Here is a 21354-nt window from a genome sequence, read left to right on the forward strand (position 1 = left end):
CTCCCGATAACGAATTGACGAAAGAGCGAAAGAACGCCCGCCCCGAAGGGCGGGCAGTCTCTGCGGTCAGGCGGCGGCTTCGGTGAGGCCGTCCACATCCTCGAAGGCGGACGGGTCAACATCGTCCGGCTCGATGTCCTCGACCTCCGCTTCCTCGCTCTCCGGCTCCGGGGTGTCGGCATCCGCCGTCACGGCGGGGAAGCGCATGGCATCCGGCAGCCACGCATTGGCGTGGTTGCGCATCTCCTCGGGGATGGCGGTGTCGCCTTCGGCGCAACGCTGGAAGTGACGGGCAAGGGCGGCGGCAAGCTGCGTTTTGCTGTAATCCTTCAAGCGACCGAGCCGGGCAATCGCCCCGCTCTCCTTGGCGATGGCTTCCAACTGGTCCTTGCGGCGGCGGGTCAGGAACGCCTCGTCCGGCACCCAGCCGTCCCGCATGGCGACATCGAGGTCGGCGGCCACGCGGTTGAACAGGCTGTCGCCCGTATCCAGCGCATCCATGTTGCCCTGACCGAAGGTCAGCGCCGTCAGGAACAGGTGCAACTGGTCGAGTTCGGCATCCGAAAAAGCCTGCACCACGTCATAGAGGGCGGTCGGGTTCTTGGTGTCGGTGAGAAGCTGCTCCCACGCCCCACGCACGGGACGGGCGTAGGCATGACGCTTCGCCTCGGCCAGCCCCAGCGTGTTCACCACGTCCTGCGCCTCCCGCTCGATGGCGAGATAAGCGGTCGGCTGACCATCGGCCTGCGCAAAATAGGCAAGTGCGGGATGAGCATCGAGGCGCACCCGCCCCGTCCAGTCATAGGCATTCAGCAGATTGACGACCGCCACTTCCTTCGCCTTGCGCGGGTTCGCCATGAGGGCCTCCATGACGGCGAGGCTCTTGTGGGCGCTCATCATGCGGATGACGGGACCGGAATATTCGGGCTGCGGCTTCGGCGCGCTCGGCGCTGCCGCCGTTTCCTCGGCCACGCTCGCACGCACGTTCTTCTTGACCAGCCCTTCCCGCACCTCGACACGGCCGGACGGCTTGAAGTGGATGACCACGCCGCCCTGCTCGCCGTCCTCGGCATCGGCTTCCCGATACTGCCACCACGCAACATAGCCGTCGGTCAGCACCTCCACGAACGCCGCCCCCGCCTCGCGGTGATGCGCGGCCAGCGCTTCGACCGCTTCCGACTGCAAGCGGTAGAACTGCTCGGCATCATCGAAGAACGTGTTGTCGTCGTCCACGAACAGGTCGGCGGTGACGGTGCCCGTGTATTGGGCCATCGGGAAGATGGCGAGCGACACGGCGGGCTTCTCGCCCGTCAGCATCTCCCGCAGGTCGTCTGCATCGTAAGAGTAGCCTTGCTCCAGCCGCTCGATGACGGCGCGTTGCTGGTCATGGGTGCCCAGCGTCAGGGCTTCGGCCACCGACAGGGAAAACGCCCCTTCCCGCACCAAGGCTTTTGCCTCGTCAGAGAGGGAGGCCAGCGCCACGCGGCGCTTGACGGTCAGCACCGACACGCCCGCCTTGGCGGCTACGTCCTCAAGGGATGCGCCGTCTCCCAACAGGGTGGCGAACGCCTCGGCCTCGTCCATCGGCGCAAGCTGCTCGCGCTGGATGTTCTCGACGGTGGCGAGGCGCAGCGCGTCCGTCTCCGACAGGTCGCCGCGCACCTCGACGGGGACGGGATGGGTCTTTTCGATGTCGCCGCGCTCCGCCAGTAGGGAGAGCGCCCGATAGCGCCGCTCGCCCGACACGATGCGGAACTTGCGGCCTGCTTTTCGTACCACGAGGTTCTGCAAGAGGCCGTCCGTCTTGATGGATTGCGCCAGCCCTTCAAGGGCGGCGGCGTCCATGCTGCGGCGGGGATTGCCGCCCTCGACGGCGGTGAGTTTGTTCAGGGGGATGGTCTGGATGGTCATGGCTCATTTCCTTTCAAGTGAATGAGCGCCCGCGCCGAAGCACGGGCGCGGGTTGGTCAGACGCAGATGCGCCCATGTTGGCGGGCCTCGTCGGCATAGGCCGACAGGCTCTTGGTGGCGGTGAAGTGCTGGTCGCGCTCGATGGTCAGGCCACCGGGGCCGCGCACGGCGGCAAGCTCGGACAGGCGCACACTGCCCAGTTCGGGGCATCCGAAGCCGAGGTCGCACAGGCCGAAGGCGATGTCCTCGTCCTCGGGGTCAAGCTCGGTGAGCAGCCACGTCGCCGCGCCCCACGGGCAGAACAGCTTCACCACGGGCCAGAAGTCGCGGGTGTTGCCGTCCTCGTCGATGCACTCTGTATTCTCGCGGCCGTTCTTCAACAGGCGGGCGCGTTGGTCGTCCGTCAGCAGCGCGGCTGCGCCCTTTAGGGTGTTGGTTGTTTCGTTCATTCGCTCAAATCCTCCGTTCAGTCGTTTCAGACGACACGGGGCACACACGCCCCGCGCCTGAACCTCTGCCCAGCGGCGAGCGACGCCTTGAACGGCCAGTGGACGAAGGAATCCGAGTGCATCGGGCGGCGTCGCGCCGACATCCGGCGGGCGCCAAGGGAGCCGCCCCGAAGGGGTGAAATCCGGCCAACACGGGACCCCCGGCTTGATCGGGGGGAACGGAGCGGGCGGGCCGGACGGCGACCTTGGCAAAGCCCGCCGGGGTCGGCACAAGCTGGCACCAGAGGTTTAAGCGCGAAGCGCGATTACCCAATCAACCGCGGCCCGACGGGCCGGCCGCTTGCCGCCGTGCAGGGTAGCGAAGCGCGGGTCCCGGTGCGGCGGCTACCGGGGCGTTGCGGGGCGGAGCCCAGCTCGAAGGGGTGACGGAAAACGCCGGAGGCGGTTGCAGGCAGGGGAAGGCTTTCCCCTAATCATCTTCCGTAAGCAGAACGCAAGGATCATTCTTCGGCGTGAGAATCGTCGTGTGCCGCTTTCCTCGCGTCACGCTCACGCGCATGTTCTGTCGTGCCTGGTCGTCGATATTGTCGCGCGCGTTGAACCGAACGATTCGGTCCGCATTGAACGGGGGTTGGCCCTTTCGTTTGATGGGCCACCCCTCGAAGATGATGACTTCGTCGAATTGTTTTCCCTTGGCCTTGTGCATATTCATCACAATGACGCCTGTCTCCGGTTTGGCGTTGGTCGAAAAATGCTCTTGGACGAACGCTTGGCGGACGATCGCGAGTGCATTGCGGTAAGCTCCGTTGTCGCGCCAGTCTTGAGAAAGCGCCTGACGGAGTTGGGTTCCCCGCTCCAGTACACGGATGTTACGCACCTCTTGAGCGATTTCCTTCAGTCGCGGACAGGCTCCCTCCTCTAGAAGTCCCCGCATGGCACGCCAGTCCTTGTCGGGGTCACCCGTCAGTCCGAGTTCTCGTGTCTGACCATAGAGGGTGAGTATGGCGACCAGGATGCTGTTCTTTCGCAGCGCTTTGCCGGCGGCGAGACCCGCAAGATACTCGTCGTAGGCTTTCTGGATGTTTGCTGCCTCGGTCAGAGCGCCCTTGGTCGGCGTATCGCCGCCTTTCCCATGGAAGTAGTTGCGTACCAGGGCGACGAACTGTTCGAAGTGACGGCCATCGACATCCGGCTGCATTAGCAGAGCGATGACTTCGGCGCCGAGGATGGCTGCCTCCAATTCGATGATGGCCGTATGGGGAATCTCGGTCATTCCTCCCGGCGGCGACCGAAAAGCGTCCGACACCAGCCGGGTCATCTTCTTCGTCGGCACGAGGATGGCCAGCGACCATTCTTTCACACCGGCATCAACAAGCCGCTTGCGCGCCCTATAGGTCGTAGTCACGAGAGCGGAGAACGCCTGATCGGTGTTGGGCGGATAACCATAGATTTGCACCCCCACATAGGGCTCCTGACGGATCTTGCCTTTGAGGATGTCATTGCCGAATAGCCCGATGTCAGTGCCTGCGCTACGATGGTTGTCCGTGCTCAGGTCCACTTCGGTTGGCGCAAACGCCCCTCTGAAGTGGTCGAGGCGCGCTGGGTCGGCGCCGATCCAGTCGTAGATGCGCTGCTCTGGGTCGGCGAGAGCGATGAGCGTCGTGAACTCTCCGAGCGCCTGGACGACACGCCACTGCTCTGCGTTGGTGTCCTGAAACTCATCGAGGATGATGACGGGGTACATGGTGGCAAGCAGCTTGCGTATGCGCGCGCTGCCATGAAGGATGTCTCCGACATAGGGAGCAAAAAGATCGAAGCAGACGCCGCCGTCCTCCCGTGCAAGACGTAGGCGCTCGGCCTCCTCAGCCGCAACCTTCTCGGCCTGCTCAGCTTCGCTCAGCTTCGATGCATATCCGCTACGGAGGCCCGACAGGGCGATTGCCTCGGCTGGGGGTGTCAGAATGTCTATCCGGCGCGGCAGCCCGATCAGATAGCCGTGTGCCTTGAGAATGCGCCAGAAAAAAGAGTGGTAGGTCTCGACATCGATCCGCCGCTTCTGCTCACGGGGGATCTGTTGTTCATACTCGATCGCCTCGACGACGCGGGAGACGGTTGCGCGGGCGAAACTGAGAAACAAGACCTTTTGCCCCGGCCCCAAATGCTGTTTGGCAATCTCCGCAGCCTTCAGGATGGAAACCGTCGTTTTGCCGGAGCCAGGTCCCCCAGTGACGAGGAGGTGTCCCTGGGCAGCCATGATCTCAAGCTGTTTCTCAGTGAGCTGCATCTGCACCGGCCCCCGGCTCGACCGGCGCTTCGCCGCCCCCGCCGGCGGGACCGGGCGCACAAGTGTCCTTGATCGCGACACATGCCTCACGAAGCCAGGCGGGTATCTCGGCCTCACTGCATTGGGCCAGAAAGTCGGCGATGCCCCAGTTGGCTTTCGTCCAGCCGAAGTAGTCCCTGAGGGCTTCGGTCGCCGACGCCTCCAGGTCCGGATACTTGGCCGTGAGATGCGGCGGCCAGTCGATGAGCTTGGCGAAGCGCTTCAGGGCTTCTTGGGTCGTGTTCTTCAACACGAGGTCCTCGAAGCCTTTCTCGTCGTGCATCAGCAGCAGTTCGACCTGGGCCTCGATGAGCGCTTTGTTCGCGGCTTCCTGCTTGTCACAGATGGCGAAGACGCGCCTACCGAGTTCACGGTAGAGCTTGGCCATGTCCGGGATGCTGTTCTGGCTGCCGGCATCGATCGTGCAGACACCCAGCGCCTCCAACGAGGAATAGGTATTAGGTTTGAGTTCCGACAACCGACGGCACACGACCGGAAACGCCGCAGCCTCGGTTGCCCCTTCGGCGACCAGAATCCGGCGCGCGAGCAAGCCTTCGCAGAAACGGGTACGGAACTCCTGCCGATAGCGCTTCGGCTTGACGCTATCGGGCAAAGCGATCACGCGCTTGGCGAGTACGCCGTTAGCATCCCGGCCAAGGACGACCGTTTCGTCGAGTGCGAATTCCTCCAGGACATAGGGCGAATGCGACGTGAAAATGGTTTGGGACGCGAGCTTGCGAATCTCGTGGACGATCCGCTTTTGGGCGTAGGGCGGGATGGCGGTCTCCGGCTCCTCCATCGCGAAGATGACGTTCTGCTTGTCCTCGGCGATCTGGGACAGCATGGCCAGCACGAGCATGTTGATGGTGCCCGTCCCCTGCCGGTAGAACGGCGCGGCATGACTGCCCTCGCCTGTGGCGATGAAGGCGGTGATAACCTTCCGCAGGTGTTCCCGAGTGAGGTTGGATACCTTCAGGTGGGGTTCGATGCCCCATTCTTTCGGGACGTACTTCTTCAGCGCGGTGTTGATGCTCTCCAGTACACCGGAGATGCCGAGTTCGGGGTCGCTGGCAACCGAATAGCCAGCCAGAGTGGCGAGGGTGTCCTCCCACATCTGCGGCCTGACCTCTTTCAGACGCAGGATGATGTCGAGCAAGCTGCCCCGTTCCAGGCTCAGGGCGCGGGAACCGGTACGCAGCGAGCGCAGATACAGGAAGCCGCATACCTGCTTGTCTTTCTTCGAGAACGGGACGGGGTTGTCGCTCTCGGCGAGGCTGCGCGTGAAGTAGGTTCTGCCTTCGAAGTCGTCTTCCTCCGGGTCGTACCAGCCGTGAAAGGTGACGCGGAGCGCCTCGGTGATATGGGCCGCATCGACGCCTGCCGGGTTGGCCTCTTCGTAGAAGGTGTCCGTCGCAGCATCCCAAAACTCGGTGTAGTCCCCGAACCTGGCCTTCTGCTCCTCGGTCAGGTCAGCGATCGCGACTTCTATCTCGATCCGCGGCGCCTCTTCGCCGACGGCAGCCACCACACCATCCGCGCCATCCGCACCGCCATCACCGGGCGCCTCCGGTTGGGCAGCGTTGGCTTCCGCGCCCGCGCCTTCTGCACCTGCATCGGCTGGCTCAGTGCCTGCACCGAGGTATTTCCCCCGGAAGAAGTCGTGCTCATCGATGGGCGGCTGGCGGTTCAGACGATCAGGCCCGAGTACGAGGTCGAGAGCTTCGAGGAGCGTCGTCTTGCCAGTGTTGTTATCGCCGATGAGAACCGCATGCTTTGGAAGCAGTATCGTTGCAGCCTTCACCCCCCGAAAGTTGGCGACACTCAGCCGACATACCCTCATATCCCGTCCTCCCATCCGTGATCATGATCGCTTTTTCGGTAGTATGTATTACATTACCCTCCACCAATAGAAGAAATCGTGCTCGGCGCGGTCAATACCTGCACATGTTCTTCCACGCGGCGGCAGTCTTTGGCGGGTGCGTACGCATTCACAAAGATCACTGCGACCACGTCGTCAACCTCATTGGGCCGAGCCGGGCGCTCGAATGCCGCAGCCTGCCCGGATACAAGCTCCGACGGCTGGGATGGCAAGCAGGAACTCTCTCCAAATAACAATGCAGTCGCTGCCCAGAACGGTGGGCGAGCCAGCCAGGGCCGAAGGGGCGACAAAAAAGCGCCAACGGCGGTCGCAGAACTTGGAAGGCTCTCTCCGGCAAAACAAAGCCCCGCCGAAGCGGGGCTTTGCCTTGACCGATATTCTTTCGATCAGTCCGTAATCGCCGCGATATTCACGACATTGGCGTTGCTTGTCACGTCGACAAGCTGGTTGGTCGGTGCGATATCAACGTCGCAACCCGCGCCAGCTGCCTGACACAGCTTGGTCGGAGTCGATTCATCAACCGACGTTTTCACGTTTGCACCGAACGCCACGCGGAATGCCCCGGCGATCGCGGTGTTATCACCAAGGGTGGTGATGCTCAGGTAGGGTGCCTTGAAGGTCAGCACGCTGCCATCGTAGGAAAAATCAGACGGCAATGTCGCATCCTTCAAGCCCACATAAGCGGTCTCGGTGTCTTCCAGCAACGTGTTGTCGTTCTGGTCGTCCGCACCGAACGCGGCAGTCAAAACAACCGTGCGGCTGACGGAAGCGGATGTCGCATTCTGAGCGCCGCTCAACTGAACAACGATGGACAGGCTTCCGTCCGCGGCCGCATTGGCGGTAGCGGTGGCAGCACCTGCGCCATCGACCGCGAGCGTACCAGTCAATCCGCTCAGCAACTCAATCCCCTTGTTGTCCCAATCCGTACCGGTGCTGCTCACTTCATTAGTGATAGAAACGGCAATTGAGACGCCGCGAGCCGGCATGCTGAAGGCGGTCATGTCGCCCACGAAGCCATCCGACAAGTCGGTCGCGATAGCGGCGCCCGCCGGGAATACGGACGCGGAAACGTCATTGTCCACCGTGGTCGATACGCCGGAGACGTATGTCATGGAGATGGTCTTGGCGACATTGTTGACAACCAGATCACCAACGACGCCATCCGTCGCACCGTAGTCCACTGTGAAGGTCAGGTCGGATACGGTACCGCCGGCAATGGCTGTTACCTCGTCCTGATCCCACAACTGGTTGCCGTCAGCGTCAATCCAGGCCACGGGGAAGAAAGTGCCTTCAGGCACGTCGAGGAAGGTGACTTCCTTGACGCCGATTTCAGCGTTGTCCGTCTTGGAAACGAAGGCCACGGCACGAGAAACGACTGGGCGTTTGTCGAGTGCGGACCGGAACAAGCCGACGCGGTAGGTGAAGTTACCCGCATTCGCTTTGTCGGTGTTAATGAAACCGGTTTCGTTCACGCCGATAACGACGTTCGGAATATCCGCACGGTCGATGTTTTGCGACATGGACGGAATGAACGTCGGCGTCGCGATCAGATCGCCCGTCGATTCGTCGACGCCGGTGCCATCCGATGGCAAGAAGAAGTTCAGGCTCGGAAGCGTCACCACGCCGTCCGAAACGGTCATGGGCTGGACGGGTGCGGCGGCGCCGATGCCGATCAGGTCAGCAATGTCTGCCGTACCGCCGACGCCGTCACCATCGTCACCGAGGATCAGAACGGAACGGCCGAGCTCGTTCCCGAGAACGCCGAGACTCTCAAGATTGGTGTTCAGTGTCTTCGAGACGTTGCCGGCATCGTCACCGATTGTGATGTTGCCGAAGGTAACCAGCATGGTCTTGTAGAGGCCGGCGGGCGGGTTCTTGATTGTCAGCGCTGTGCCAACCTTCTGCGTTGCGTTGAACAGGTCGATCGAACGGGTCGCGGCCTCACCGATACCGGCGGAAGGCTGATACACGACAAAGCGGTCTGCGGAACCGCCGTCCTTCATCAGTTCGATCTTTTCAACCACCACATTGAATTGTGTGGCGTGCGCGGACACCGCCCCAAACATCGCAGCCGCACCGAAGACGGCAGCGTAAAGGCTCTTTGTAAACTTAGTCATCTTTAATGAACTCCCAAAATACTTCAGCCGTCGTTACCGATGGAAAAACTGGACGTCGAGCTACTGTTGTTGTTGTCGTCACAGGCGGAAAGCCCAACGGCAACAGTGCAAAGCGCCATTCCGACTACAAATTGGTATATTAATCGTGCCATTATTTGCTGTCCTTTCAATTGTATTGCAATACAAATGAAACAATATTGCATAATAATTTAAGCCTCTCAAAGCGTTCATTTTATGAACTAAATAAATGGCAAGAAGTATTTTTAGAAATGTTTTGATTATAAAACGGTCTGAGATCCTAAAAGACCGCGCCGTCTTCGATGAGATAGAGAAAGAGCGCATAAAGATAGGCGCGACGGTCGCTGACCTTTGCGCCGAAGCAGGCATGTCGCGACAGAACTACTATCGCTGGCGCCGGGGCACTGGAGGTATCATGCAAGAAACGAGGGAGGCTCTTACCTCGGCACTCAAGCGATTGCGCCGGGACAAAAAATCGGGCAACTGACCAGCGCATCGGAGAAAAACTCACTCCGATGAATCACCGAACACTCCGATCACACTGGGGCCGCCCAAGCGTAGCAAGAACAAAACAGGCCGGATTGCTCCAGCCCTCCGATAACGCGAAGCGACGGAATGCTCTACTCGGTCACCCGGATCGTAATCGGATCGTCGTAGAGGGTGAATCGTTCCTGGCCCGGATGCGTTGCCGTGAACACCACGGCTCGCGCAGGCGTGCCGCCGCTGCAAGCGCGGCTGACGCGGATGCCGACGCCGCCGTCCGACCAAAAGCCATTAGAAAGCTGGGGTAATCCTTGGAGGACCTCTTCCCAGCCAGGCGGCTGCTCGCCGCACCGCCCGCGACTGCCGTGCACGACAACGGACTGGCCGACTTTGGCGATGACTAATTCATGTGCCTCGATACGCTGGCCGGTCATGTCGATGACCTGAGGACCTGCCTTCGAAAAAGCCGCGGCGTGTGTCTGGGGGCGGTCGAAGGTGCCCAACGCAAGAACGGACCCGCCCGCCCCCAAAAGCAGGAAAACGGCAGCGGCGAACAACCGTCGGCTGGTGCGGCCGCCGGATGCGGCGGTAGGGGCTGGGTCGGTCTCGGGTGTTGTCGCGGGCTGGCTCGCATCGCCATTGCCGTCGGCGGGCTTACGCCGCTGAGCTTCTTCATAGAGCCGGTTCCAGTGAGGCAACACCTCCGGCGCGTCTTCAATCCGAAGCATTAAGGTCAGTATTCGGAAGTTGCGGCGGCTGGGCGTGTGCAGTCCCTGCCGCCAGTTGTTCAGGCTCTTCAGGGAACTCTCGTAAGCGGTAGATGCCTTGTTCTTGGTGAGCGCGCAGTAGTCGCTGGCAAGCGTCGCATTATCGAGGTGGCCGCGCTCGATGCAAAGGGCATCGAACAGCCTGTGCCATTCTCCAAAACTGTCGAACGCGCCTGCCATACCGCCCCCGGCCAATCCCTTCTTTCTTCAACTTCTACCCATCCTGTCGGAATCCGTCAACTTGTTGATAACGATCATGGATTCCGCCTGTTTTCCGGATTTTCCAACCCTTCCAACTTTGGACGTGACGCCACACGACCAGCCCTCTTAGGAAGGAAATCGGGGGGCTTGTCTAACAAGCCGCTTGTCGCGCGCGTGCCAGCACCGCACGCGCCTTGGATCATCCGTTCAAGGTGAGGAGTTGCCATGAACACCACAGACAAAGTCGTTGTGCGGCCGGCAAGCCGTCGCGACGTTCTCCGGGCGCTCGGCGTGGCTGGGCTGGCCACGGTCGGCGGCACCATTGTCAGTCAACCTGCAATGGCGGACGTCAACATTCCCGCTACAGCGACGCAGAAGTGCGGAACCTGCCGTTTCTGGGGCGGCACCCGCTCGGTGTCCGAAGACCGCAAGACCGTCATCGCTTCCGGCAAGGGCACCTGCAACAACCCCAAGAGCCCGGCTTACCAGAAGCAGACCCGGCCGGACCAAGGCGCTCCGGTTTGGGAACGCTGGGAAGCCCTTGGCTGAGGCGATCCGGATGCGGAACTCTAATTCGTCCAAGGGTTGGCTGACCGCCGTTGCCTCTTCGGTTTCGCGGCCTGCCAGACGACGGCGGATCCTGCTGACCACCTCACGGCGGACCAAGTTCGCGCCACGTTCATCGGTCACGAATGGAAAGGAAGCAGCGCACATTCTTTTTCGCGGAGGACGGCACATGGCGTTACCGCGACGCGCAGACCGACGTGCATGGCACATACCGGATTGCAGACGATGGCGTCGTCTGCGCCACGAACGCGCCGGACAGCCCACGCGCCGGTCTGAAGACATGCTACACGTTCTATCGGGACGGCAGCGGGTACCGCTACTGGCACGACCGCTCGGGCCGGTTCTTGCCCGCCTATCTCAGGTGAACGGGACCAGGAGACAACCCGATGAACACAATCATGCGTAACGCACTTTCTGCTGCCGCATTTCGTTCCTTGAATTCGGTCGCGCTTCATGTTGATGCGTCATCGCTGTATTCTCCTGATATCTTACGATTGAAAGGACAACGAAAGCGCCGACACACCAAATTGATTACCAGTCGCCGAAATCATCGTCGCCGCCGGAGCATCTGTAACAATTGCAATTGTAACAGTCGAGAGGAGTTCCTCCGCAAGCGCATAGCGTATTGCAGTTGGAACACGCCGGAGCCGACGACGGTGGGCTGGATGTACAGTTGACGCTCGACCCGTTAGACGTACACCACTTGCCATTCTGCAAAGTTCCCACTTGGGGATCACTCTCTGATGTCAGGCCCTGGTCGGCAATGCAGGTCCAGGCACTGCCATTCCAATACAGCTTCTGGCTGCCCGGACAGGCCGGCGGGTTGGAATAAGCTGACGAGGCTGGCACCGTTGCATCGCAAATCACCTGCGAACCGTTGGAACGGCAAAGCTTACCGTTGATCAGAGTGCCCACCTGCGGGTCGGTCTCAGTGGTGGCGGCGGTGGCACCCAGCGCGTCGTTGACGCAGGTCCACGCGGTGCCGTTCCACTGGATTTTGTTGTCACCGGTACAGGTGGGGATGTTGCCCACGTTGCCGCTGCCCACATACAGTTGGCCCGCGGTCACGCGGTTGGTCACGTCCACGTTGCCCGATGGGACGCTCAGACCGTTATTGACAGTCGCGCCGTTGTTCAGCGTCGTCGCACCGTTGACCGTGGCACCGCCGCTGTTGACGGTCAGGCCATTATTGACTGTGGCACCGTTGCCGACGGTCAGTTGCTGGTCGACACCCAGATTGCCGGTGAAGGTGAAGTTGGCGACACAGCCCTGCGCGTTGGCACCCGCATGGGTAGGGGCATAAATCATGCCCGCCGCCGTACACGCGTTCATTCGGTCGTTTTCGCTCTGGAGGGAAGTAATCTGCGCGTTCTGCTTGGCGCCCTCAGCGCCACCGCGGCTTGAAGTTGAAAAGAACTTCGATTGCGCATATGCAGCATTTTGAAGCAGCAACATACATAAACCAATAACGATAAATCTCATAATAAGATCCTCTACGTCACACTAGACCATGTTTTGTAAATTGTACGACTTATTGTAACGTTATTTTTATGGTCAAATGCTAAAATTATAAATGAAAACAAAACTGACTAATATCACTCATTATTTTACATGAGTGTTGAATAATAATTCACAAAACCGTTAGTCTACAGAAATTAAATTGCAAAACATGTTTCATTCAAATAATGTGATTATTATGGAAATTTTCCCGAGTTTTATTCATGGCTAATATTATATATTTCATATATGCCGTGATTTTATATTTCTGCTGTACGCCTGGCATGGCCATGGCACAGACTTTTGGTGCGACCGGCTCTGTTCAGCAATGCCAGCAGAGCGTCGCTGCGATCGAACGCGAGCTAACCACCGTTCGCAACTTGCAGAATGCTCTACGAGAAAAGCGAGCCGAGATTGCGGTCAGGCTGGCACCGTTCGAGAAATGTCAGGAACAGACGAAGCTATACGTTCCTGGACACGCGCTTGCGGACGGGAATGGCTGTCTCGACCCGCAGTCCTTGACGGGGTTAAAAGGCGCAACAGGACCGAAGGGACAGAGTGGGAGGGACATCGTATGCTTCCAATAAGGCTAGCTTTTGCAGTCCTATCGACTCTCTACATGGTAGAATGGGCACGCGCCCAAGTCGGCTTGACGCTGACGGGGCGGAATGGCGTGTGTGCGTCAGAGGCACAACAGTCGGCCAACTTGGCTCGACAAGAGGTCGTGTTGCTACGCGCGCAAAGCGACCAGGCCGAACAACTTCTCGATGACATTGCGAGTATGGAGAAATGTGCGGCGCGCCAGATGGTTTGGGTTGCAGGAGATCCCAGGCACGACCCAGACGGTTGCATTTCAGTCGAGGCATTTCGCGGAGACCCGGGCGATTCTGGCCCGCAAGGACAACAAGGGAAGGATGCGACCTGCCCATGAAAATCACCCGGTACCTAACCTCAAATATTCTTCTTGCTTCTAGTTTCCTTTTCAGCGTTCCGGCGCTGGCGCAGAAGCTCAACCGGACAGGCGGAAACGCCGGTGGCAGCGCATGCCTGTGCCTGAAGGCGGTGCGGGAGAGTGTAACGACGAGTTGGGGGCAAACGCAGGCAGAAATCGACGCATTGAAAGATACCCACGCGGCAGACATGAGCACGTGCAGCCGTAGTGGTGGCGTATTCGTGGGCGGTACAACATGTCAAACGGTCGCCTCACTACGCGGGCCGAAGGGACCCGTCGGCGACAAGGGGCCATCTGGTGCGGACGGACAGATAAGCTGGTTCTCACTGCTTAGTGGCGGCGGCGGCGGTGGCGACGGCGGACATGGCGTAGACGTGAACGGTGATGGCATCGGCGACTTTCCGTCCCAAGCTCAGGCGCAGGCCGCAGGCTATAGTAAAGGATCCGATGTAGGTAACTGCGACAGCTGCGGCAGTTTTGGCGGCAGTTTTGGTGGATTTGGTGGTCTGTTTGGCGGTGGGGGCGGTGACGGTGGTGGAGGGCGTGTGGTTTGCGGCGAGCTATACCGTCAGGGCTACCTCTCGCGTGAAATTTACGCAGCCAACCTGTGCCACTACAAGCTCCATGCAAGACCCGAGGCGGCGCGGGCCTACCATGCCTGGGCCAAACCGTATGTACGCTTGATGCGTCGGTCACAGCTGGCGACGGCGCTGATACGCCCGCTGGCCACGGTCTGGTCCTATCAAATGGCTTATGAAATGGGGGTTGCTGTCCGCGCACCTCGTTTTGGCTGGACTATTACTCGCGTGCTGATAGCGCTGCACACCTTGGTCGGCAGGTATCTCATATCACCGAAAAGCACACCAGCAACAGCCTCTGGGCGGCCTTTGTCTGGTGCAATAAGCCTGGTGCCGTCGGACTTCTTCAAAGTATCTTAAAAGGGGTGCCCAGTGGTGCAAATACTGAAGAAGATTCTTATCATCAACATTACGTTTTGGGTATTCGCGCCCAGTGACCTCTACGCTCAAGGAATCAACGCGCAGGCAACCGCTGCAGCCTTTAACGCGCTGACGAACCGCATGAAGTCCCTCGAGGACCGAATGGAGTCTCTTGAAGACGGCTGGAACAAACTGCTAAATGTGGCGGTTGTCGGGTTTCGCGGCCAGCAGTGCCCGGCCGGATGGAACCCGATTTCAAACGGCGAAGCTTTGCTTATGACGGATGCGAGAGGTGGCGGCGCTGCCGTTCGTCTCACCGGCGCCAAGTATGAAGCGTTGACCGCCCAATCAGTCGCAGATGGCCTAGCGGTTAAGAAGATCCTCTTTTGCGTCCGCTCGACAACACGATAAGCGGGTTAGGCCGCCTAAGCGGCGGCCGCGGTGAGGTCGGCGGGCTGAAGCCGAGTGAGAAAGTCGGTAGCCTTTGCCGCTTGTGAGGCGGCGGTGAAGATGGCCTTCTTGTCAACCTTGAGCACCTTCAGCCAGTTGTCGATGTAGGCGGCGTGGTCGGGACGCGGTATGAGCGTCACGCCGAGGTCGGCGCAGAGGAAGGCCGCGCCCAGCTCGGCCACGAGTTCTTCCATCGCATAGGCATCGTCGCCGAAGCGCTTGCCGAACTGCCGGTCGCAGCGGCGATCGTGACCGGTCCAGTGGGTCAGCTCGTGCAGGAGCGTGGCGTAGTAGCTCTCGGTCGCCGTGCTGGTCTCGCTGCCGAGGAAGCGCTCGCGCTCGGGCATCTGGATGATGTCGTCGGACGGGCGATAGAAGGCGCGGCTGCCTCCGTGGCGCACCACGGCGCCGGTACCGGCGATGAAGCGCTCGGCCTTGTCGAGGACCTGCACGGGGTCGGTGGGCTCGGGCAGCGAGGGTGCCGCGTAGCCGTCCACCTGGTCGGCGTTGAAGACCCAGCTCGCACGGGCCATGAGGCGCTTGCCCTGTTCGGTTTCGCTGTCGTCCGTGGCCTCTTCCACGTCGAACTCCTTGTAGAACACCACCAGGCTCGCCTTCTCGCCCTTGCGGACTTGCGCCCCGTTGTTCTGCCACTGGCGATAGGTGCCCCACGTGCCGGTGCCGAAGCCGCGTGCCTGTGCGGCGGCCCAGAGGCTGACGACGTTGATGCCGCGATAGGCATTGTTGGTGTCGATGTTGACGGGACGGTTGAGGCCCTCGCCGCTGCGGTGCCAGGGCATCTGCCAGTCGCCCGCTCCCGCCTCGATGGCGGCGATGATGTTGTTGGTGACCTGGGTGTAAACGTCGATGCGTTGCGCGGTCATTGTTCCTCTCCTTGTCTTGCGGGGCCGCGCCCATCGCGGCCGTCCGATGGCGACCGGAAAGGCAGGGGCAAGACGGGCGGCGCATCCGAAGGACCGGAGAGGATCGGAGGACGGCGGGCAGGCTGTTTCTTGGAGCGCAGCGCACGCGAGGAAGGTCGAAGACCGGGGAAGAAACTGACGGACCGCCGTTGCGCCGCACGGCGGCCCTGCCAGGTCAGCCACCCCATGAGGACGGCCCGTGGACAGCGGTCCCGGACAAGGACCCGAGGAACACCGCGCCGACGCCGGCGGCTGTCACCCAGGAAACAGAGCAGCCCCGCGAAGGTGGCGGCGAGGCTGTCTGATGTGAGTGGACCGCTTGCCAGCGGACAATGGCTTATGCGCCCCGGAACAAGCCGACACCTGACAAAGCCGGAGAGATTGAATCGTTGGCCGCAAGGTGCTGAACAGGGTGGGTAATTCGGCCGATCGGGAGTAAAAGATTCGGGCAGGCAAACAAGGGAGATGTGCAGGGCGGGAGGTGGCGAATGGTGCTTGGGAGGCTGTTCGGGGGCAAAGGTAAGGGCGACAAGCCGAAGCCGCTGACGCAGGCGCAGGAGACGCGCGCGGCGTTCCTGAAATCCCTCGATCCGATGTGGCGCGAGGCGCTCCTGCTGATCAACCGCGACCCGGACGTGGACAAAGCCTTCAAGGACGAGATCTACGTCAACCTGCAGAAGGGCGAGCTGGACGCGGCGCGCAAGACGATCCGCTTCGTCCTGCGCGACATGAGCCCGGAGCAACAGGACCGGGTCAAACACGCAGGCCAGCACGAAGCATGGGCAAGCATCGACACGTTGCTTGATGCAGGAATCATCGTGCCGAACAGCGAGACCGTACCGGTGGACGGCGTCGTCATCGGCACGGCCCGCCATGAGAAAGACGGCGGCGCCTCTGACCTCGTTTTCCACGGCGAAGGACACCTGCTGACCGTCGCCCCCACGGGCGCGGGCAAGGGGCAACGCTTCGTCATTCCGACGCTGCTGGACTTCGAGGGGCCGGTGGTGGTGCTCGACCCCAAGGGCGAGAACTATGAACAGACCGCGTGGCGGCGGAACCTGTACGGCCAGGTCTACAAGTGGGCGCCAGGTGAACCCGATTCCGACTGTTACAACCCGCTCGACGCGGTACGGGGCTGGGACGATGCGCGCCTTCTGGCCGAATTGCTGATCATCCCGCAGAGCAGGGAACCCTTTTGGGATAACGCCGCAAAGGACCTGCTGACGGGGCTCATCTTCTACGTCATCCGCAGCCGCCCGCCGGAGCGGCGCAACATGCGTGAAGTCTGCCGCTGTCTGACCGCGAGCAAGACGGACTACGAAGCGATGGTGAAAAGCCTGCAAGGCTCCGAAGAGGAACGGCTCCGGGAGTTGGGCAATACCCTGGAGAGCCAGTCGGAGAACCTGCATGCGTCGATCGCCACGACGTTGCGTACCCAGCTGGAAGCGTGGCGAGCCGACGAGATCGTGGCCACAACATCGAGCACGACACTGGGGTGGACAGTCGAGACCATCCTCGTAAAGGACAACATCGGCGTCACCCTGGCTGCCCAACAGGGAAGAGTGCCGGGCTGGCACTCACCCGCATCAGGGCGTTACGAGCGCGGGATGGCGGCGTCGGTCTACCTGATCGTGCCGCCTGACAAGATCGGCGCCTACCGTTCGGTATTGCGCGTGATGCTTGGGCAGCATTTGGCGGAAGCGATCAAGTGGCGCGCGGATATCGAGAAGAACAACAGGTTGGACGAAGACCTGCCGGAGAGCTTCCCAGACTGGCCGATGATGTTCTACCTCGATGAGCTGCCGCAGCTTGGCTATATGCGCATCGTCGAGGAAGCCGTCGCCATTACGCGAAGCTACCGGGTGCGGCTGTGGCTCTTCACCCAGGACATGGCCCAGCTGAAGGAGGTCTACCCCAAATGGGAGAGCCTGCTGGCCAACTGCCGCTGCCAGATCTTCTTCAGGCCGAACGAAATGAGCACGGCGACCGAAATCGCCAACCGGCTCGGCATGCGGAAGGATATCTGGGGAGGCGAGGATTGGGTGGCGTCGCCGCAGAAGCTCATGGGACCGGCGTTCCGCGAGGATGCCGTTATCTTCCTCGACGGCCTGATGATCCGATCGCGGATGGTGCCTCCGGTATACGCAAATCCAGCCCTTCAAGCGTGGATCGCCGAACAGAAGCAGGAGTTCGGCGAGGACATAATCCGTGCGGCACGAGCGACACCCCCGCCGTCTGCTCCCGATGACGAACCGGATGCATCGCCATCCGGCGGCGCGGGATCAGCGGCGCCGACCAAGAGTGAAAGCTCTCAAAGAGAAGACGCCGACCTAGCAGACAATCAGGAATATCAGCGTCGCCTCGCCGCCCTCCAGGCAGAGATGCGTGTCCGCAAAGCCGAAACATCGACCCTTGGCCCCGAGAGGAGCACCAAGCCGCCTGAGCGCCCCGTAGAATCATCCGAGCCGCCCAAGCGCCCTCCTATGCCGCCAAAGTTCGACGAATGACCTGAGAGGGCTCCCGGCGCGCCAGACACCCTTTCAAAACCACAAGCCAAAGGACCAGCACATCAGGAGTTTCAGGAATGATGGAAAATATCATCACTATCGCCGTCGTGGTCGTCGTCGGCATCGTCGTTCTCAATCTGCTCTTCTGGAACAAGAACAAGAAAACGTTCAGCGACGCGAAAAAACAGAAGATTTCCGAACGGCAGGCGCAGCGAGACCAAGCGAAAGAATATCGGCAGAAATAGACCTGACGGCGCTGCAAATGCTTATCCACAAGAGAAGCGGCAACTACAGGATTTAATAATACAGGTACATATAGGTATATGCGGTACCGTTTATGCGTAATGCCGGTACCGTTTATGCGTGCCGAGAAAGTCGCTGGCGAGAAAAGCCGCCACTGTCAGGGCGGTACCGTTTATGCGTGGATAACTCGGCCCCAACCCGTTTTATGCACAGACCGGTTAGACGTCGTTCAGGCGAGGGTTTGCCGCCGGACATGGGACAGACTAGGCAACAGAATGAGCGCCTCCGGCGTCTCGTCGAGGCGCAAGGCCGGATAGATCAGCCGAACCTTGGCAAGTGCGTGAAGGAACGCCTTCTTGAAATTACGCCGCCCCTGCGCCGTCGTCGGGTAGTCCGAACCGAACTGCAGTTGCAGCGCACCCCATGGGATCGCCGTACGGTCTTTCAGATAGGACATCCGGTAGGTCAGCCACAGATAAACATCGAGCGCGAGTGGCGAGCGCTTGAGTGCCGTCAATGCCCGCAGGTCGATGGGTACCGGGTTCTCGGTGATTTCCGTGAAGAACTTCTCGGAGAGCACTACGGTGCTTTCCCATAAAGAACCCTGATCAGGCTGCCGAGGCTCCCACCACAGGTTGGCTTCGTCGGCAATGGTTACGTTGCGAATGCCGATGCCGCTTCCGGCTGTGTAGGTGCAGGAGATCGAGCAGGAGACCAACCGGGTCATCTGGTCCTTCAAGCGAGGTATCGACCCCCAGCGACCACCAGTCGGCGCCAAGCCCAACTCGGTCATGAAACGGCTGAGGCTGCCTCCGAGTACGACATGCCGGTCCTTCGTCCGCACAGCCTCGGTGGTCAGGAAACCGATGACGAGACGCGGGATACTTCCGTAGGGCAAGCCGATCTTCGATGGCGCGACCATGGTCATGGTGAACGCCCCGTTGGTGCGCTCGAACTCGTTGGCCGCAACAGCCTTGTGGGGCATTGTGGCCTGCACGAGCGCCCGCGCCATGAAGCCGAGGGCGCCGGCTTCCTTGGCCGCCTCCAGCTCGATTTCCATCGCGGCGCTGAACAGATTCTCCATCTGCCGCGTCAGCGGACGGTTGTCATTTGCAGGCTGGCCGACCTGCGCCTTGGGGGAAACCCTCAAACTGTCGATGGGCTCGATTTGAAAGAGGTCGTCTTGCGGTTTGCGTTTGTGGTTCATTCATCGATATTCTTATTTTGTTCTTTTCAGCATATCATAGGCCGCAGTTCGTTCAGCCATGATTTGCAGTTGAGACGACGGCAAGCCGACTAGCGGTTTGCCTTCCCGGCAATCTGTCGACAGATCTCCATCAGATCCTCGAAGCGGTCCGGATCGTTCAGCAGCAAGCCGTCCTCGACCATGCGGGCATAGTCCTTGGCAAGCGCCTCGAACGCCGCGCCTTCGGGGACCAGGACAAGTCCGCCGCGAACTGCGGCCCCATAGTCGATGAGCGCGCCTTCGGCATCCTTCTCGGCAAAGAACATGCTCTTATGCCGCGCGACCGCGAGGGCCAGGTCGTGGTCCTTCAGCGCCGCGTCGGCATGACCGGCCTCGTCCAGGCGGACGAGATCGTACCAGTGACGTGCGAAGCGGTCCCCACGGGCGCGGCCTTGCAGGCAATAGACATGCACGGCCGTCGCCTTTTCCCAAAAGGTGCGCTCGACACGCATCGTGCGCGGCGTGGCCTCGGGGAACGCGAGCGTTGCCAGATGTTCAGCGGCATCGCAGACGATGCGGCGCGGCTCCGCCGGCTCGCCCGTCGAACGCGCCCCGAACTCCAGCATGACCGAAGGGCTGACATAGCCGGAGCCTGTCGCGAGGGGCTCGTAGTCGATGAAGAGCTTGTCGCCGTCGGTGCGGAGCTTGGCGGATAGACCGTCCCGCTTGAGCGCCGCCTCGATCACGGGAGCAACGGTCTCGGTGACCCATTCGGGCAGGCGCGCCCGGACCGCACTCGACCACTTCTTCTCCTGACTGCGGTTGGGCGGCAGAGCCTCCGCATTGTCGCCGACCAGCTCGGGGACGAGCGCGCGGATGTCGTAGGTCAGGTCGATATCTTCGGAGAACCGATGGATAGCACCGTACCCCTTGGAGAGGGACGTCCCTCCCTTGAAGACCAGATGCGCCGCGAAGGGCGCATCGAACAGCGTGGCAAGCGACCAGACGACCCAGACATCCTTCTCCAGGAGGTGGACGGGTCGGCCGCTCGCGGACGCGGCAACCTCAAGGGCTTCCCTTTGTTCGTCGGCAGAAAGCTGGAGGAACGCCTCAGCCATTCACGACGACTTCACTGACCTGTTTGGCAAGCCAGGCCGGCAGCACGGAGCGCGCGGCGGCGATCGCCTGAAGCTCGGACGCGGAGAGCTTCCGCTTGAGCGCACGGAGGGCGGCGCCGGCCTGTTCGGGACCGAGCCAGGCCACGGCCCGAAGCACTTCGCCGGACGGCTGGTTGCCGACGGCGAACTGCCAGCGGGGTGCATGGCGCAGTTCCACGACCTGTGACCCAAGCTTCAGTTTCCGGTTCCGACCGGACGTAAGATAGACGGAACGGACCGGAACCTGCGTCGTCAGGCCGAGCTTGTTGGCAACGGCCGCGCCGTGCGGCGCGATGGCTTCTCCGGTGATATGCGCGATTTGCTCGACCACCTGCGCAGCCGACGGCGCACGCTTGCCGAAGCGACTCTCGACGGGGCGCACATAGGCGCCGCGGCTGATGCGCATGAGCTGACCGCGCTTGACCAGACGGGACAGCGCCTGATCCACAGCCGCGCGGCTGCCGAGATGCAGCAGTTCCTTGGCGCAGAAGGGTGCGCCCTCGGGCAAACCCTCGGTGTGCTCCAGTATGGTCTTGGCCAGCGTGTTCATGGTTTTCACTCCTTGTCAGAAAGATAATCGAGTTTCTGACACTTTTCAAGCAACCAGTCTCGCACCCGCAGCAGGGTCCGGCAGCGGATGACCCGATGACATGTGTGGAGATTCGTTGGCACAGATTGGCTCTCAGTGTGCCAAATGTGTGCCAAAACGCAAGAAAGCCCCGTCCGTGAGGATCGGGGCTTTCTGTAATATCGTGTCTTTTCAGATAGATATTTGGTTGCGGGGGC

General features: G+C 61.0%; 18 protein-coding genes. 7 read left to right on the plus strand and 11 right to left on the minus strand.

The features are described 5' to 3' along the window. Nucleotides 1–66: 66 nt before the first annotated feature. The 5 genes from H2509_RS00715 to H2509_RS00735 all read right to left on the minus strand — a co-directional run bounded on the left by H2509_RS00715 (nucleotide 67) and on the right by H2509_RS00735 (nucleotide 8679). A complete protein-coding gene (locus H2509_RS00715) occupies nucleotides 67–1911 on the minus strand; it encodes a ParB/RepB/Spo0J family partition protein (RefSeq protein WP_182161292.1) in 1845 nt (614 codons plus the stop codon). A gap of 56 nt (nucleotides 1912–1967) precedes the next feature. Further along, complete coding sequence (locus H2509_RS00720) at nucleotides 1968–2360, minus strand: DUF2958 domain-containing protein (RefSeq protein WP_182161294.1); 393 nt, start codon at nucleotides 2358–2360, stop codon at nucleotides 1968–1970. Between the two features lie 469 nt (nucleotides 2361–2829). Continuing rightward, nucleotides 2830–4644 (minus strand): UvrD-helicase domain-containing protein, encoded by a 1815-nt coding sequence (locus tag H2509_RS00725; RefSeq protein WP_182161295.1) that lies wholly within the window; start codon nucleotides 4642–4644, stop codon nucleotides 2830–2832. Continuing rightward, nucleotides 4631–6523: an ATP-dependent nuclease gene (locus tag H2509_RS00730; RefSeq protein ID WP_182161297.1), complete on the minus strand. Its 1893-nt coding sequence runs from the start codon at nucleotides 6521–6523 to the stop codon at nucleotides 4631–4633. The genes H2509_RS00725 and H2509_RS00730 overlap by 14 nt, the downstream gene beginning before the upstream one ends. 425 nt (nucleotides 6524–6948) lie before the next feature. Beyond that, complete coding sequence (locus H2509_RS00735; RefSeq protein ID WP_182161299.1) at nucleotides 6949–8679, minus strand: hypothetical protein; 1731 nt, start codon at nucleotides 8677–8679, stop codon at nucleotides 6949–6951. A 247-nt stretch (nucleotides 8680–8926) separates the two neighbouring features. Here H2509_RS00735 and H2509_RS00740 point away from each other — a divergent pair, with 247 nt between their 5' ends. Next, nucleotides 8927–9184 carry a transposase gene (locus tag H2509_RS00740; protein WP_182161301.1) on the plus strand — a complete coding sequence of 86 codons (258 nt, stop codon included), beginning with the start codon at nucleotides 8927–8929 and terminating at the stop codon, nucleotides 9182–9184. Nucleotides 9185–9317: 133 nt separating this feature from the next. On the opposite strand, the gene H2509_RS00745 is transcribed toward H2509_RS00740, so the two are convergent. Continuing rightward, nucleotides 9318–10127 carry a hypothetical protein gene (locus tag H2509_RS00745; protein WP_182161303.1) on the minus strand — a complete coding sequence of 270 codons (810 nt, stop codon included), beginning with the start codon at nucleotides 10125–10127 and terminating at the stop codon, nucleotides 9318–9320. Between the two features lie 246 nt (nucleotides 10128–10373). On the opposite strand from H2509_RS00745, the gene H2509_RS00750 reads away from it, so the two are divergent. Next, a complete protein-coding gene (locus H2509_RS00750; protein ID WP_182161305.1) occupies nucleotides 10374–10697 on the plus strand; it encodes a twin-arginine translocation signal domain-containing protein in 324 nt (107 codons plus the stop codon). Nucleotides 10698–10840: 143 nt separating this feature from the next. After that, nucleotides 10841–11080, plus strand: a complete 240-nt coding sequence (locus H2509_RS00755) for a hypothetical protein (protein WP_182161307.1) — start codon at nucleotides 10841–10843, stop codon at nucleotides 11078–11080. Between the two features lie 166 nt (nucleotides 11081–11246). Here the strand turns inward: H2509_RS00755 and H2509_RS00760 are convergent, their stop codons facing one another. Then, entirely contained in the window at nucleotides 11247–12197 is a 951-nt protein-coding gene (locus H2509_RS00760; RefSeq protein WP_182161309.1) for a hypothetical protein, read from the minus strand. Between the two features lie 942 nt (nucleotides 12198–13139). Between H2509_RS00760 and H2509_RS21045 the strand changes: the two genes are divergently transcribed. Continuing rightward, nucleotides 13140–14102 (plus strand): hypothetical protein, encoded by a 963-nt coding sequence (locus tag H2509_RS21045; RefSeq protein ID WP_182161311.1) that lies wholly within the window; start codon nucleotides 13140–13142, stop codon nucleotides 14100–14102. A 12-nt stretch (nucleotides 14103–14114) separates the two neighbouring features. Further along, nucleotides 14115–14513, plus strand: coding sequence for a hypothetical protein (locus H2509_RS00770; RefSeq protein ID WP_182161313.1), 399 nt, complete (start codon nucleotides 14115–14117; stop codon nucleotides 14511–14513). 14 nt (nucleotides 14514–14527) lie between these two features. Here H2509_RS00770 and H2509_RS00775 read toward each other — a convergent pair whose 3' ends face one another. Next, nucleotides 14528–15436, minus strand: a complete 909-nt coding sequence (locus H2509_RS00775; protein WP_182161315.1) for an ArdC family protein — start codon at nucleotides 15434–15436, stop codon at nucleotides 14528–14530. Between the two features lie 527 nt (nucleotides 15437–15963). Between H2509_RS00775 and H2509_RS00780 the strand changes: the two genes are divergently transcribed. Both H2509_RS00780 and H2509_RS00785 read left to right on the plus strand, forming a co-directional pair. Next, a complete protein-coding gene (locus tag H2509_RS00780) occupies nucleotides 15964–17982 on the plus strand; it encodes a type IV secretory system conjugative DNA transfer family protein (RefSeq protein WP_182161317.1) in 2019 nt (672 codons plus the stop codon). 77 nt (nucleotides 17983–18059) lie between these two features. Further along, the gene (locus tag H2509_RS00785; RefSeq protein ID WP_182161319.1) at nucleotides 18060–18227 is read left to right on the plus strand and encodes a hypothetical protein; all 168 of its coding nucleotides are present in this window, start codon (nucleotides 18060–18062) and stop codon (nucleotides 18225–18227) included. Between the two features lie 227 nt (nucleotides 18228–18454). On the opposite strand, the gene H2509_RS00790 is transcribed toward H2509_RS00785, so the two are convergent. The 3 genes from H2509_RS00790 to H2509_RS00800 form a co-directional block, all read right to left on the minus strand. Next, nucleotides 18455–19432 (minus strand): replication protein RepA, encoded by a 978-nt coding sequence (locus H2509_RS00790; protein ID WP_209001718.1) that lies wholly within the window; start codon nucleotides 19430–19432, stop codon nucleotides 18455–18457. Nucleotides 19433–19521: 89 nt separating this feature from the next. After that, entirely contained in the window at nucleotides 19522–20529 is a 1008-nt protein-coding gene (locus tag H2509_RS00795; protein ID WP_182161321.1) for a nucleotidyl transferase AbiEii/AbiGii toxin family protein, read from the minus strand. Beyond that, the gene (locus H2509_RS00800; RefSeq protein WP_182161323.1) at nucleotides 20522–21118 is read right to left on the minus strand and encodes a DUF6088 family protein; all 597 of its coding nucleotides are present in this window, start codon (nucleotides 21116–21118) and stop codon (nucleotides 20522–20524) included. Before H2509_RS00800 ends, H2509_RS00795 begins: the two co-directional genes overlap by 8 nt. Nucleotides 21119–21354: the final 236 nt, after the last annotated feature.

It is taken from the genome of Stappia albiluteola, from assembly GCF_014050225.1.
Taxonomy (GTDB): domain Bacteria; phylum Pseudomonadota; class Alphaproteobacteria; order Rhizobiales; family Stappiaceae; genus Hongsoonwoonella; species Hongsoonwoonella albiluteola.

Coding starts and splice junctions, on each gene's coding strand:
- H2509_RS00715 (WP_182161292.1), bottom strand. CDS start 1,911: ATGACCATCCAGACCATCCCCCTGAACAAACTCACCGCCGTCGAGGGC.
- H2509_RS00720 (WP_182161294.1), bottom strand. CDS start 2,360: ATGAACGAAACAACCAACACCCTAAAGGGCGCAGCCGCGCTGCTGACG.
- H2509_RS00725 (WP_182161295.1), bottom strand. CDS start 4,644: ATGCAGCTCACTGAGAAACAGCTTGAGATCATGGCTGCCCAGGGACAC.
- H2509_RS00730 (WP_182161297.1), bottom strand. CDS start 6,523: ATGAGGGTATGTCGGCTGAGTGTCGCCAACTTTCGGGGGGTGAAGGCT.
- H2509_RS00735 (WP_182161299.1), bottom strand. CDS start 8,679: ATGACTAAGTTTACAAAGAGCCTTTACGCTGCCGTCTTCGGTGCGGCT.
- H2509_RS00740 (WP_182161301.1), top strand. CDS start 8,927: ATGGCAAGAAGTATTTTTAGAAATGTTTTGATTATAAAACGGTCTGAG.
- H2509_RS00745 (WP_182161303.1), bottom strand. CDS start 10,127: ATGGCAGGCGCGTTCGACAGTTTTGGAGAATGGCACAGGCTGTTCGAT.
- H2509_RS00750 (WP_182161305.1), top strand. CDS start 10,374: ATGAACACCACAGACAAAGTCGTTGTGCGGCCGGCAAGCCGTCGCGAC.
- H2509_RS00755 (WP_182161307.1), top strand. CDS start 10,841: ATGGAAAGGAAGCAGCGCACATTCTTTTTCGCGGAGGACGGCACATGG.
- H2509_RS00760 (WP_182161309.1), bottom strand. CDS start 12,197: ATGAGATTTATCGTTATTGGTTTATGTATGTTGCTGCTTCAAAATGCT.
- H2509_RS21045 (WP_182161311.1), top strand. CDS start 13,140: ATGAAAATCACCCGGTACCTAACCTCAAATATTCTTCTTGCTTCTAGT.
- H2509_RS00775 (WP_182161315.1), bottom strand. CDS start 15,436: ATGACCGCGCAACGCATCGACGTTTACACCCAGGTCACCAACAACATC.
- H2509_RS00780 (WP_182161317.1), top strand. CDS start 15,964: ATGGTGCTTGGGAGGCTGTTCGGGGGCAAAGGTAAGGGCGACAAGCCG.
- H2509_RS00785 (WP_182161319.1), top strand. CDS start 18,060: ATGATGGAAAATATCATCACTATCGCCGTCGTGGTCGTCGTCGGCATC.
- H2509_RS00790 (WP_209001718.1), bottom strand. CDS start 19,432: ATGAACCACAAACGCAAACCGCAAGACGACCTCTTTCAAATCGAGCCC.
- H2509_RS00795 (WP_182161321.1), bottom strand. CDS start 20,529: ATGGCTGAGGCGTTCCTCCAGCTTTCTGCCGACGAACAAAGGGAAGCC.
- H2509_RS00800 (WP_182161323.1), bottom strand. CDS start 21,118: ATGAACACGCTGGCCAAGACCATACTGGAGCACACCGAGGGTTTGCCC.